The 13,201-nt window shown below is 73.0% G+C and carries 7 protein-coding genes and 4 pseudogenes; 7 read left to right on the top strand and 4 right to left on the bottom strand.

The window, feature by feature from the left end:
• Window positions 1–4 precede the first annotated feature (4 nt).
• The 3 genes from J1792_RS26580 to J1792_RS26570 are packed head-to-tail and all read right to left on the bottom strand — an operon-like array spanning window position 5 to window position 3,010.
• On the bottom strand, window positions 5–835 hold the full coding sequence (locus tag J1792_RS26580) for a carbohydrate ABC transporter permease (RefSeq protein ID WP_086574367.1): 831 nt from the start codon (window positions 833–835) through the stop codon (window positions 5–7).
• Window positions 835–1,710 carry a carbohydrate ABC transporter permease gene (locus J1792_RS26575; RefSeq protein ID WP_086574369.1) on the bottom strand — a complete coding sequence of 292 codons (876 nt, stop codon included), beginning with the start codon at window positions 1,708–1,710 and terminating at the stop codon, window positions 835–837. The genes J1792_RS26580 and J1792_RS26575 overlap by 1 nt, the downstream gene beginning before the upstream one ends.
• A 4-nt stretch (window positions 1,711–1,714) precedes the next feature.
• The gene (locus J1792_RS26570; RefSeq protein ID WP_207248353.1) at window positions 1,715–3,010 is read right to left on the bottom strand and encodes an extracellular solute-binding protein; all 1,296 of its coding nucleotides are present in this window, start codon (window positions 3,008–3,010) and stop codon (window positions 1,715–1,717) included.
• A gap of 149 nt (window positions 3,011–3,159) precedes the next feature.
• Between J1792_RS26570 and J1792_RS26565 the strand changes: the two are divergent.
• The 6 genes and pseudogenes from J1792_RS26565 (at window position 3,160) to J1792_RS26540 (ending at window position 9,351) form a co-directional block, all read left to right on the top strand.
• A pseudogene (locus J1792_RS26565) lies at window positions 3,160–4,249 on the top strand (LacI family DNA-binding transcriptional regulator).
• A gap of 48 nt (window positions 4,250–4,297) precedes the next feature.
• Window positions 4,298–5,895, top strand: a pseudogene (locus J1792_RS26560) (ABC transporter substrate-binding protein).
• Between the two features lie 35 nt (window positions 5,896–5,930).
• A complete protein-coding gene (locus J1792_RS26555; protein ID WP_086575290.1) occupies window positions 5,931–6,899 on the top strand; it encodes an ABC transporter permease in 969 nt (322 codons plus the stop codon).
• Window positions 6,900–6,904: 5 nt separating this feature from the next.
• Window positions 6,905–7,732 (top strand): ABC transporter permease, encoded by an 828-nt coding sequence (locus J1792_RS26550; RefSeq protein WP_086575288.1) that lies wholly within the window; start codon window positions 6,905–6,907, stop codon window positions 7,730–7,732.
• A 38-nt stretch (window positions 7,733–7,770) separates the two neighbouring features.
• Window positions 7,771–8,681: pseudogene (locus tag J1792_RS26545) on the top strand (ABC transporter ATP-binding protein).
• On the top strand, window positions 8,674–9,351 hold the full coding sequence (locus J1792_RS26540; RefSeq protein ID WP_086575233.1) for an ABC transporter ATP-binding protein: 678 nt from the start codon (window positions 8,674–8,676) through the stop codon (window positions 9,349–9,351). Before J1792_RS26545 ends, J1792_RS26540 begins: the two are co-directional and overlap by 8 nt.
• Window positions 9,352–9,372: 21 nt before the next feature.
• Here the strand turns inward: J1792_RS26540 and lysX are convergent.
• Window positions 9,373–12,757, bottom strand: a pseudogene (gene lysX, locus J1792_RS26535) (bifunctional lysylphosphatidylglycerol synthetase/lysine--tRNA ligase LysX).
• A gap of 230 nt (window positions 12,758–12,987) precedes the next feature.
• On the opposite strand from lysX, the gene J1792_RS26530 reads away from it, so the two are divergent.
• Complete coding sequence (locus tag J1792_RS26530) at window positions 12,988–13,182, top strand: hypothetical protein (protein WP_086571502.1); 195 nt, start codon at window positions 12,988–12,990, stop codon at window positions 13,180–13,182.
• The last annotated feature ends 19 nt before the right edge of the window (window positions 13,183–13,201 follow it).

Here is a 13,201-nt window from a genome sequence, read left to right as displayed (position 1 = left end):
CCCTTCAGCCTTTGACGGCGCCCTCGCCGACGCCGCGGAAGAAGTAGCGCTGCAGGCAGGCGAACATCACGACGAGCGGGGCGACCGCGATGATCGTGCCGGCGGCCACCAGGCGGGGGTTCTGGGCGAACGTGCCGTGGAGGAAGTTCAGTCCGACGGTCAGCGTGAACTTCTCCGAGTCGGAGAGCACGATCAGCGGCCAGAGGAAGTCGTCCCACGCCCCCATGAACGAGAAGATCGCGACGACCGCCAGCGTGCCCCGCACCGACGGCAGCGCGATCCGGGTGAACCGCTGCCAGACGTTCGCCCCGTCCACGACGGCCGCCTCCTCGATCTCCTGGGGCACGGCGGCGAAGGCGTTCCGCATGAGCAGGACGTTCAGGGCGCCGACCGATCCGGGCAGGACGACGGCGGTGAGGGTGTTGTTCAGGTGGAGATCGCGGACCATGGTGAACTGCGCGATGATCACGGATTCCAGGGGCACCAGCAGCGCCAGCACGAAGGCGTGACCGGCGAACGCGCGCCCCCGGAAGCGCAGCCGCGCCAGCGCGTAGCCCGCCATCGACGCGCCGGCGAGATTGGTGAGCACGCTCGCCACGGCCACCTCGAGGGAGTTCAGCGCGTAGTCCCAGACGGGGATGATGTCCGCGACCTCGGCGTAGTTGCCCGCCGTAGGGTGCGCGGGCAGGAAGCGCGGCGGCGAGGTGTAGACGTCCTCCGTCGTCCCCTTGAACGAGGTGGACAGCTGCCAGAGAAACGGGCCGACGGTGACGGCCAGCACGAGGAGCATCAGGAGGTAGCGCAGCGCCTTCTCCCAGCCGGGCGTGCGCCGCATCAGACCTCCTCCTCACGGTCGGCGCGCAGCACCAGAAGCATCAGCAGCAACGTGATGACGAAGACCACCAGCGAGAGGGCCGAGGCGTAGCCCACCCGTCCGTTCAGCCCGGTGCCGGTGCGCTGGACGAGCATCACCAGCGTGGTGTCCTGCCCGGCCGGCCCGCCGGTCGGCCCGGCCATCAGATAGACCTCGGAGAAGACCTTGAACGCCGCCACCGACGACAGCGCGCCGACCAGCACCATGGTGGAGCGCACGGCCGGCACGGTCACGCTGACGAAGCGGCGCAGCGCGCCCGCCCCGTCGACGGCGGCCGCCTCGTGCAGCTCGCGCGGGACGTTGCCCAGTGCCGCGAGGTAGATGACCATGTAGTAGCCCAGGCCCTTCCAGACCGTGAGCGCCATGGCGCTCAGCAGCAGCGCCCACGCGTCGCCCAGGAAGTGCACCGGCCCGGCCCCGAGGGCGCCCAGAATGCCGTTGACCAGGCCTCGGTCGTCGAGCATCCACACCCAGATCAGGGCTGCCACGACGACGGACGCGACCACGGGCGTGTAGAAGGCGGAGCGGAAGAACACGACGCCCGGCAGCCGCTTCTGCACCAGCAGCGCCAGCAGCAACGGCAGCAGCACCGTGAAGGGCACGACGAGGAGCACGTACAGACCGCTGTTGCGCAGGGCGACCCAGAACTGTTCGTCGGCCGCCAGGGCACGGAAGTTCTCGAGCCCCACCCACCGGCCGGGCGTGAGCGTGCGCGCATCGGTGAACGCCGTGCCCACCGTGCTGAGGAACGGACAGAGGCTGAAGGCGGCGACCACGGCGAGCCCCGGCAGCAGGAGCAGCCAGGGACTGAGCGCCCGGTGCGTACGTCGGGGCACGGGGTCAGCCCCGCTCGAGGAGCGCGTTGCTCTGCGCGGCCGCGTCGTCCAGCGCCCGGCGGGGGGACTTCTTTCCCTGCAGGGCCTTCGCGACCTCGTTCCTGAGCACCGTCTTCATCTCGTCGCTCATCACGACGGGCGTGTAATTGACCGCGCCTTTGAGCATCCTCGCCGACGCCACCCGGACCCGGCCCGCGTCGGTGCCGTCGTCCCGCGTCCAGTACGGGTCCTGGAGCGAACCCCTGGTGCTGGGGAAGACGGCGACCTTGTGCGCGAACGCCTCCTGATTCTGGCGCCCGGTGACGAAATGGGCGAAGGCGACCGCGGCGGCCTTGTGCCGGCTCTTCTCGCTCACCGCCAGGCCCATCACGTACATGTTGGGCTTTCCGGTGTTGTTGGGGGCGTCCGTGATGCCGAGGCCGCGGTAGAGGCCGGGCGCGTTCTTCTTGAACGTCTCCAGGTCATGGGCGCCGCCGGGATTCATGGCGACCTTCTGCTCGAGGAATTTCTGCCCCGCCTTCTCCGGTGTGTTGGTCAGCGCCTGCGGGTCGAGGCCGCCGCGGTCGTAGAGCTCCTTGTATCTGCCGAGGAGTTCCACGCCCTTCGGCTCGTTGTAGGTGAACTTCGTGGCGTCGTCGTTCATCAGCCGCACGCCGTAGCGCCCGAAGTCCTCGATCGTGGGGGCGCTCGCCAGGGTGGCGGCCCTGCCGCCCGGCGCGGTCGCCAACCGGTGCGCGGCGGCGAACAACTCGTCGTACGTCCTGGGGGGCTTCTCGGGATCGAGGCCCGCCTTGCGGAAGAGCGCCTTGTTGTAGAACAGCGGTCCGGTGTTCAGATACCAGGGAAAGGAGTACGCACCGGACAGCCCTGGCAGCACATTGCCCTGCCACGCCTCCGGCGTGTACTCGCCCTTGAACCGCGCCGCCGCCTTCTCCTTGTCCAGATTCATCAACAACCCCGCCCTGGCCAGCGGATAGGACAGGTCCGGGGAGACGTTGACGACGTCCGGCAGCGTACCGCCGCCGGCGTCGGCACTGAGCTTCTCGGCGTAGTGCTCGGCGGGCTGGTCGACCCATTTGACCTTCACATCCGGGTACTTCTCCTCGAAATCCCTCACCACGCCGTCGAAGTAGTCCTTGAAGTTCGCGCGCAGATTCCAGGTCTGGAAGGTGATGCGGCCCTCCGGCTTTCCGTCCGCGCGTGAACCCCCACCGCCGTCGTCCCCCGGCCCGCAGGCGGTGAGCAGCAGCGCTGCGGCGAGAAGCGGCACGGCGACGGGCCTGGACCGGCGTATGGGCATGGCGGGAGGAACTCCTTCGATCGGGTCGGCAGGAGGCAGGTCAAAACCTGCACCCGGTACGGGAGTTCGTCAATACTGCCGCCATGCACTAATGCGCTTTAGTGTGGTGGCGCCGGTGTCCCCGAAGCGTTCCGGCGGGAAGGACAGCCATGCGCCGCAGGCCGGCCCGCAGGCCGACGATGAAGGACATCGCGCGCCGTGCCGGCGTCTCGGAGAGCGCGGTGTCCTTCGCGCTCAACGACCGGCCCGGCGTCTCGGACGCCACCCGAGAGCGCGTCCGCCGCGTCGCCGAACAGCTCGGCTGGCGGCCCAGCACCGCCGCCCGCGCGCTGTCCGGCGAGGGCGCGGCGACCGTCGGCCTCGTCCTCGCCCGCCCGGCCCGCACCCTCGGCGTCGAGTCCTTCTTCCTCCAGCTCCTCTCCGGCGTCCAGGAGACCCTCGTCGGCCACGGCCTCGGCCTGCTCTTCCAGGTGGTGGAGGACCTGGACGCCGAGTGCGCCGTCCACCGCCGCTGGTGGGCCGAACACCGCGTGGACGGCCTGCTCGTCGTCGACCCCCGCGACGGCGACCCCGCCCCGCCCTCCTCGCCGAGCTGGGCCTGCCCGCCGTGATCGTCGGCGCCCCCGCCGCGCCCGTCCCGCCCGGCGCGCCGATCTCCACCGTCTGGGCCGACGACACCGGCGCCATGGCCTCCGTCGTCGACCACCTCCACCACCTGGGCCACCGCCGCATCACCCACATCGCGGGCCTGCCGGAGCTCTCCCACACCCGCCGCCGTATCGACTCCCTGCGCACCGAGGCCGCCCGCCGCGGCATGACCCACGCGGTCTCCCTCCCCACCGACTACTCCGACGCCCAGGGCGCCGAGGCCACGCCGCCGCGCCCTCTCCGCCCGTCGTCCCCGACCGCGATCGTCTACGACAACGACGTCATGGCCGTCGCCGGCCTCGCGGTCGCCGCCGAACGCGGACTGGCCGTCCCCGCCGACCTGTCCATCGTCGCCTGGGACGACTCGGCCCTCTGCCGCAACACCCACCCCACCCTCACCGCCCTGACCCGCGACACCCCGGCCTTCGGCCGCCACGCCGCCCACCACCTCATCACCCTCCTCGCCGGCGACCCCCGACCAGCACCCAGGACACGGTGCCGCGCCTGACCCAACGAAGCAGCACGTCAGCACCCCCGTCACGCCCCACTGACGGCCCCCGCCGCCCCCGCGCCACTTTGCCTGTTGTTTAATTGCAATTCGTTCGCAATAGCAACAGATCTTGAACAGAGGTGTAGGGCATGACGGCCCGGTCCATACGGGGAGTGGCCGCCACGGCCATGGCCGGCGTACTCGCGGCGGGGGCGGTGGCCTGCTCGGCGCCCGGGGCCGGGGGTGAGGGGGCTCCGGCGGGAAGGACTCGCTCGTGGTGGGGCTCGCCAATGAGCCCGAGACGCTCAGCCCGCTTCTCGGCTACGGCAAGGACGGCAACTCCAAGGTCTTCGACGGGCTGCTGCGCCGTGACGCCGCCATGAAGCTCCGGCCCGCCCTCGCCGCCGGGCTGCCCAAGGTCACCGACGACGGGCGGACGTACACGTTCGCACTCCGCCACGGCGTGAAGTTCAGCGACGGCGAGCCGTTCACCGCCAAGGACGTGGTCTTCACCTACCGGACCATCCTCGACGAGAAGACCAACAACGCCGCCAAGGGCGAGCTCGACGCGATCGACAAGGTGACCGCCCAGGGCGACGACACCGTCGTCTTCGCGCTCAAGTACCCCTACGCCCCCTTCGCCGAGCGCACGGTCCTGCCCATCGTCCCCGAGCACGTGGCCAAGGGACAGGACGTCAACACCGGCTCCTTCAACACCGCCCCCGTCGGCACCGGCCCCTACGTGCTCACCGGCTGGAGCAAGGGCGAGAAGCTGACCTTCAAGGCCAACCCCGGCTACTGGGGCGGCGAGCCCGCGGTCAGGAAGCTCACCATGGCGATCGTCAAGGACGACGACGTGCGCGCCACCCGGCTGCGCTCCGGCGACCTCGACGGCGCCATCCTGCCGCCCCACCTCGCCAAGGGCTTCAAGGGTGACAAGGCGAAGCGGACCATCACGGCGAAGACCACCGACTTCCGCGGCGTGACCCTGCCCACCGCGAACGAGGTCACCGGCGACACCGCCGTCCGCCGCGCCCTCGACCTGGCCGTCGACCGCGAGGCCATGGTCGACAAGCTGCTGGAGGGCGCGGGCCGCGCCGGGTACGGGCCGGTTCCCACCGGCAGCGAGTGGTTCGCCAAGGGCACCGAGCGCCCCCACGACCTGGACAGGGCGAAGAAGCTGCTGGACGACGCGGGCTGGAAGCCCGGCGGCGACGGCATCCGGGAGAAGGACGGCCGGCGCGCCGCGTTCACCCTCTGGTTCCCCGCGGGCGACAAGCTCCGCGAGGAGCACGCCCTCGCCTTCGCCTCCGACGCCAAGAAGGCCGGCATCAAGGCCGAGGTGCGCAGCGGCACATGGGAGGTCATCGAGCCGCGGATGAAGGACGACGCGGTCCTCGCCGGCGGCGGCAACCCCGCCGACCCCGACTTCGACCTCTACAACCTCCTGCACTCCTCCCTCGCCCTCGACGGCTTCAACAACATGGCCGCCTACGCCGACGCGGACGTCGACAAGGCCCTGGAGGAGGGCCGCCGCAGCGGCGACAAGGCCGCCCGCAAGGCCGCGTACGACAAGGTGCAGCGGGGCCTCGCCGGCAACCCCGGCTATGTCTTCCTCACCCACGTCGACCACCTCTACGTCATGAACGACGCCTGGAAGGACCTCACCACCCAGGTCGAGCCCCATGACCACGGCCTCGGCGCCGGCCCGTGGTGGAACGTCGAGGACTGGCAGCCGAAGAAGTGACCCGCGGCACCACCACCGGCCTCCCGTGGGGACCCATGGCGCGCATGGCCGGGCGGCGGCTGCTGGCCGCCGTCCCCCTGCTGGGCGCGGTGACGTTCGGCGTCTTCGCCCTCGCCGCCGCCTCGCCCTTCGACCCCGCCCGGGCCTACGCCGGCTCCGCCGGGCTCGGCGCCCGCCAGGACGTACTGGACCAGCTGCGCGAGAACCTCGGCGCCGACCGTCCCCTCCTCGCCCACTGGTGGGAGTGGCTGAGCGCCGCCCTGACCGGCGACCTGGGCGACTCCGTCTCCCTGCGCCAGCCGGTGAGCCAGGTCATCGGCGAGCGCATCGGCTGGTCCGTGCTGCTGTGCGGCGTCGCCTTCGTGCTCGCCGTCGTCGTGGGCACGACGCTCGGCGTGCTCGCCGCCCGCCGCCGCGGCGGCCTCCTCGACCGGGTCGTCACCTCGCTGGCGTACGCCCTCGAGGCGGCGCCGCCCTTCTGGCTGGGCCTGCTCGCCATCTGGTTCTTCGCGATCCGGCTGGGCGCGCTGCCCGCCGGCGGCCTCACCGACACCGGCGCCGACGTCGTCACCGCCGGGCAGGTGGCCTCCCATCTCGTCCTGCCCGCCGGCGTGCTGGCCGTCACCCAGCTGCCGTGGTTCGTGCTGTACGTACGCCAGGGCGTCGGCGACGCGCTGGCCGAGGACCCCGTGCGCGGTGCCCGCGCCCGCGGGCTGAGCGAGCGCACCGTCCTGCTCGGCCACGCCCTGCGCTCCGGACTGCTGCCCGTCCTCACCCTCATCGGCTCCCGTGTGCCCGAACTGATCACCGGAGCGCTGCTGGTCGAGACGGTGTTCAGCTGGCCCGGCATCGCCTCGGCGACGGTCGAGGCGGCCACCAAGGTCGATTTCCCGCTGCTCGCGGCCCTGACCGTGCTCGCCACGGCCGCCGTCCTGCTCGGCAACCTCCTCTCCGACCTGCTGTACGGACTGGCCGACCCGAGGGTCGCCCATGAAGGAATGTGACCGCGATGGGTAACCGGATCACGCGGCTGCGCGCCTCGGGACTGGTCGTGGCCGCCGTCGTCCTCGCCGTCCTCGTCGTGCCGCTCGCCGTCCCCCTGGACGAGCAGGCCGTCGACCTCGCCGCGAAGCTGATGCCGCCCAGCCCGTCCCACCCCTTCGGCACCGACGAGGTGGGCCGCGACCTGCTGCTGCGCTGCGTCTACGGGCTGCGCGTCTCGCTGCTGGTCGGCGTCGTCGCGGCCCTCGTCGCGACCGTCGTCGGCACGGCGGTCGGCGCGCTGGCGGGGGCGCTCGGCGGCTGGGCGGACCGGGTGCTGATGCGGATCGTCGACCTCTTCTCCTCCGTGCCGCACCTGCTGCTCGGCATCTTCGTCGTGGCCCTGTTCCGGCCCGGCGTCTGGCCCGTCATCGCGTCGGTCGCGGTCACCCACTGGCTGTCGACCGCGCGGATCGTACGGGCCGAGGTGCTCTCGCTGCGCACCCGCCCGTACATCGACGCGGCCGTCTCGGGCGGCTCGTCACGGTGGCGCGTCGCCGTGCGGCACCTGCTGCCCGGGGTGCTGCCCCAGGCCGGGCTCGCGGCGGTCCTGATGATCCCGCACGCCATCTGGCACGAGTCGGCCCTGTCCTTCCTGGGCCTGGGCCTGCCCACCCACCAGGCCAGCCTCGGCAACATGGTCAACAGCGCCCGAGGCTCCCTCCTCGCGGGCGACTGGTGGCCGACCCTCTTCCCCGGCCTGTTCATCATCGTCCCCACCCTGGCCGTGGCGGGCCTGGCCGGCGCCTGGCGCGAACGGCTCGACCCGCGCCGCCGATCGGAGCTGACGCTGTGACCGTTCTGGACGTACGCGGGCTGTCCGTACGGTTCCGCATGCGCGGCGGCCGGGAGGTCGCCGCCGTCACCGAGGCGTCCTTCCGGCTCGGCCCCGGGGAGTGCCTCGCCCTCGTCGGCGAGAGCGGCTGCGGCAAGTCCGTACTGGCCTCCGCCCTGCTGGGGCTGCTGCCCGGCAACGCGCGCACCGAGGGCAGCGCCCTGCTCGGCGACCTGGACCTGCTGGCCGCCGACGAGCGCACGCTCGCCCGCACCGTACGCGGCCGCCGCGTCGGACTCGTCCCCCAGAGCCCCGCCGCGCACCTCACCCCCGTCCGCACCGTGCGCTCGCAGCTCGAGGAGACCGTGGGGGAACTCACCGGCGTCCGCCGGCGCGCCCTGCGGCCGGCCGCCGAGGCGGCGGCCGGCCGGGCGGCCTTCCCCGCCGGGCACCTGGACCGCTACCCCCACCAGCTCTCCGGCGGCCTTGCCCAGCGCGCGGCCACCGCGCTCGCGCTCGTCGGCGACGCGCCCCTGCTGCTCGCCGACGAACCCACCACCGGCCTGGACCGCGACCTCGTCGACCGCACCGTCGACGAGCTGCGCCGGCACGCCGACGCGGGCCGCGCCCTGCTGATGATCACCCATGACCTGGCGGCGGCACACCGGATCGCCGACCGCGTGGCCGTGATGTACGCGGGCCGCATCGTGGAGGTCGCCGACGCCGCAGCCTTCTTCGGCGGGCCCGGCCCCCGCCACCCCTACGCGCGCGGACTGCTGGACGCCCTGCCGGAGCGGGCCTTCACCCCCATCCCCGGCATGCCCCCGAACTGGGCGACCTGCCCGAAGGCTGCGCCTTCGCCGCCCGCTGCCCCCGGGCTGCGGCCGGCTGCCAGGCCGTTCCCCGCCTCGTCGACGGCGTCGCCTGCCATCACCCCCACCCGTCCGCCCGGGAGGCCTCCCGTGCTTGAACTGCGCGGCATCACCGCCGGCTACGACCCCCGCGATCCCGTCGTACGGGACGTGTCCCTGACCGTCGCCGACGGCGAGGCGGTGGGACTGCTCGGCCCCAGCGGCTGCGGCAAGTCCACCCTCGCCCGCGTCGCCGCGCTGCTGCACCGGCCGACGGCCGGAACCGTCGTCATCGACGGCGAGCCCGCCCGCGGCTGGCGCCACCGCGCCCCGCGCGAGCAGCGCACGGCGTTCGGCGTGGTCTTCCAGCAGCCCCGCCAGTCCGCCGACCCCCGGCTGCGGCTGCGCGAGGTGATCGCCGAGCCGCTGCGCGCGGCGGGGCGGTCGCGCGCCGAGGCGGCGGCCCGCGTGGACGAACTGGCGGCCGCCGTCGGCCTGTCGGAGGAGCTGCTGGCGCGCCGCCCGCACGAGGTCAGCGACGGCCAGCTGCAGCGCGCCTGCCTGGCGCGGGCGCTCGTGCCGCGCCCCCGCTGGCTGATCTGTGACGAGATGACCGCGATGCTGGACGCGTCGACGACGGCCGCGCTGGTCGCCGTCGTCGAGGACTACCGGCGCGAGAGCGGCGCCGGACTGCTGGCCGTGGGCCACGACGCGGCGCTGCTGGACCGCTGGTGCGACCGCACGATCCGCTGGGACTCCCTCGTACCGGACACGGCAGACGCCTCGTAAGTCCTTCTTCTGTGAGACGCCTCAGCGGTGCCGCACCAGCGGAAACGGCAGCGTCTCGCGGATCGACAGCCCCGTCAGGAACATCACCACCCGGTCCACGCCGATCCCCAGCCCGCCCGTCGGCGGCATCGCGTACTCCAGCGCGCGCAGGAAGTCCTCGTCCAGCTCCATCGCCTCCGGATCGCCGCCCGCCGCCAGCAGCGACTGGGCGGTCAGCCGGCGGCGCTGCTCGACGGGGTCGATCAGCTCGGAGTAGGCCGTGCCCAGCTCCGTGCCGAAGGCCACCAGGTCCCAGCGCTCGGCCAGGCGCGGATCGTGACGGTGGGGGCGGGTGAGCGGCGAGACGTCGGTGGGGAAGTCCTTGTAGAAGACCGGCAGAGTGGTCCGCTCCTCCACCAGGCGTTCGTACAGCTCCAGGACGATGTCGCCGCGCCCGTTCTCCGGCCGGTGCGGCACGCCCGCCGCGTCGCAGTGCGCGCGCAGCGCCTCGACCGTGGTGTCCGCGCCGATCTCCTGGCCGAGCGCCTCGGAGACCGCGCCGTAGACCGTCTTGACCGGCCACGTCCCCGAGATGTCGTGCTCGACGCGCCGGCCGTCCGCGTCCGCCCGCACCGCCACCGGCGCGCCGTGCGCAGCGACGGCGGCCTGCTGGATGAGCTCGCGGGTCAGGTCCAGCATCACCTGGTAGTCGGCGAAGGCCTGATAGGCCTCCAGCATCGTGAACTCGGGGTTGTGCTTGTAGGACACGCCCTCGTTGCGGAAGGTGCGGCCCATCTCGAAGACCTTCTCCATGCCGCCCACGCACAGCCGCTTCAGGTACAGCTCCGGGGCGATGCGCAGGTACAGGTCGAGGTCGTAGGCGTTGATGTGGGTGGTGAAGGGCCGGGCGTTCGCGCCGCCGTGCACCTGCTGCAGCATCGGCGTCTCGACCTCGAGGAAGCCGCGGTCGAGCAGGCCCCGCCGCAGCGCCTGCACGGCCGCGCTGCGCTCCCGTACGGTCTGCCGGGCCCGCGGCGAGATCGCCAGGTCGACGTAGCGCATCCGCACCCGCGCCTCGGGGTCGCTCAGCCCGTGCCGCTTGTCGGGCAGCGGCCGCAGGCACTTCGCGGTCATCCGGGCGGCGGTGACGAACACCGACAGCTCGCCGCGGTCCGTGGTGGCGACCTCGCCCTCGGCCTCGATGTGGTCGCCGAGGTCGATGTGGGTCGCGAAGCGGCGCAGCAGTTCCTCGCCGGAGCCGTCGCGGCTGAGGACGAGCTGGAGGTCGCCGGTCCAGTCGCGCAGCACGGCGAAGGCGATCCCGCCGTGGTTGCGGATCAGCATCACGCGGCCGGCCACGACGACCCGCTCGCCGGTACGGGCCGACGGGCCCAGCCCGGCGTGCGCCGCCCGGATCGAGGCGAGGGTGTGGGTGCGGCGGGCGTTCACGGGATAGGGGTCGACGCCGGCCTCGCGCAGCCGCTCCAGCTTGCGCCGCCGTACCCGCACCTGTTCCGGCAGGCCGGCGAGCTCGTCCTGGCCGGCCGCGCCGGCGGCCTCGGCGCCGGTGAAGCCGAGTTCGGACAGGGAGGGCAGCCCGGCGGTGGAGGCCGGCCGCGCCCCGCCCCCGCGACGCGCCCCCCCCGCGGCGGCCCCGGCTCCACAGCGTGCGCAGGCTCGGCACGGCGACGAACCCCTCCGCGATGCCGGCCGCCAGCCCGATCCGGGCGAGCGCGCCCGCGTCGGCGTAGCACAGGAACCGCGGATGCCACTCGGGGTTGTACTTCACGTTCGAGCGGTACAGCGCCTCCAGCTGCCACCACCGGGAGAAGAAGAGCAGCAGCTTCCGCCACAGCCGCAGCACCGGTCCGGCCCCGATCCGCGCGCCCTCCTCGAAGGCCGAGCGGAAGACGGCGAAGTTCAGCGAGATCCGCTTGACGCCGAACCGCCCGGCCTGCGCGCACAGCCGCGTGACCATGAACTCCATCACGCCGTTGGGCGCCGACCGGTCGCGGCGCATCACGTCCAGCGACACGCCGTCGGTCCCCCAGGGCACGAACGACAGCAGCGCGATCATCGTGCCCTCGCGGTCGAACGCCTCCACCAGCAGGCAGTCGCCGTCGGCCGGGTCGCCCAGCCGCCCCAGCGCCATGGAGAAGCCGCGCTCGGTCTCGGTGTCCCGCCAGGTGTCGGCGCGCCGGATGACCTCGCCCATCTCCTCGTCGGACAGCGCCGAGTGACGCCGGACGCGTACGGTCGCGCCCGTGCGCTCCACCCGGTTGACCGCCTGCCGGGTCACCCGCATCTCGCGGCCCTCGAGGTCGAAGGAGGCCACCTGCAGGACGGCCTCGTCGCCCAGCTGCAGGGCGCCCAGCCCCGAACGGGCGTACGCCCGCGCGCCCTCCTCGCCGGCGCCCATGACGGCGGGCTGCCAGCCGTAGCGGCCCGCGAGCTCCAGCCAGGCGTCGATGGCGGGGGTCCACGCCTCGGGGTCGCCCAGCGGGTCGCCGGAGGCCAGGCAGACCCCCGCCTCCACGCGGTAGGTGACGGCGGCCTTGCCGCTGGGGGAGAAGACGACGGCCTTGTCGCGGCGCGTGGCGAAGTAGCCGAGCGAGTCCCGGCCGCCGTAGCGGGCCAGCAGGGCGCGGATGCGCGGCTCCTCGTCGTCGTGCAGGGCCGCCTCCAGGCGCTGCGAGCGGAAGAGCGCCATGGCCGCGTTGAGCAGGGCGAGGGCCCCGAACAGCCCCAGCAGGAAGTACACCCAGTGCGGCGGGTGTCCGGCGAAGTGGCGGCCGCTGAACAGGCCGCCGAAGACCCTGTTGACGACGAACAGCAGCCGGTTCCCGCCGCCCGGCTCCAGCGTGCCGGGGAAGACCGAGACCAAGGCCCAGCCGAGGAGTACGGCCACGGCGAGCCCGGCCGCGAGGACGAGCAGGGCGCGCAGGAACGCGCCGCGCCGCGAGGCGGCGTAGAACTCCCGTCGAGCCAGGATCAGCAGCGCCATCGCGGCGACGCACAGCACCAGCGAGGGGATCGTGTCCCAGTAGCCCACCGCCGCCAGCAGCGCGTCCGCGAGCAGCAGCAGGGCCAGATAGCCGAGGACGAACCACAGCGCGACGCGCTTGCGGGCCGCCATGGCCGTGGCGAGCAGCAACAGGAAGACGGCGAGGGCGAGGTTCGGGGCCGTGGGCACGGTCAGCAGGTCCATCGCGTCCGTCAGCGGCGCCGCCGCGCGCCGCAGCGGGGGGATCAGCGCGGTCACCGCGCAGAAGAGGCCGACCAGCCCGAAGAAGATCGCGAACCCGTTGGGCACGCGGTGCAGGAAGCGGTGCCACGCCGTGTCGCGCCCGGTGCCGGGGACCGCCGCCTCCCGGGCCCCGGCCTCCGGCGCCGGGGCGCCCTCGCGGTCCCGGACAGTGCGGCTCATTCCGTCAGCCTAGGCATGCCACGGCGTCGTACGCCTGTCGAAGAGCGCGGGCCCTTCGACAGGCGTACGACAGCCGGGTGCCCGCGTTCCGCCCGCCCGCACCCGGCTTTCGCCCGACCACGGCCGAACCGGTGATTTTCTACCCGATTGGAGGATGCCCGTCGCGCCGGTCGCCGCGGTGGGATGAGCGAGACTGGCGGTCGACCGCCGCTCCTCCGAGGAGGTACACCATGGCCGTTTCCATCTCCGTGGTCCTGTTGCTTCTGGTCCTGGCGGTGGTGTTCATGCGCAGCGGGGGCCTGCGCTCCTCGCACGCGCTGGTCTGCGTCCTGCTCGGCTTCCTGCTGGCCAGTACGAGCATCGCGCCGACCATCTCCAACGGGCTCACCGCCACCGCGCACCTCGTCGCCGGCGTACGGCCCTGACGGCTCGGCGCCGGCTACG

The organism is Streptomyces triculaminicus, assembly GCF_017349075.1.
Classification (GTDB): Bacteria; Actinomycetota; Actinomycetes; order Streptomycetales; family Streptomycetaceae; genus Streptomyces; species Streptomyces triculaminicus.
Note: the sequence above shows the minus strand (reverse complement) of the source record. Positions and strands in the feature narration are given on the sequence as shown.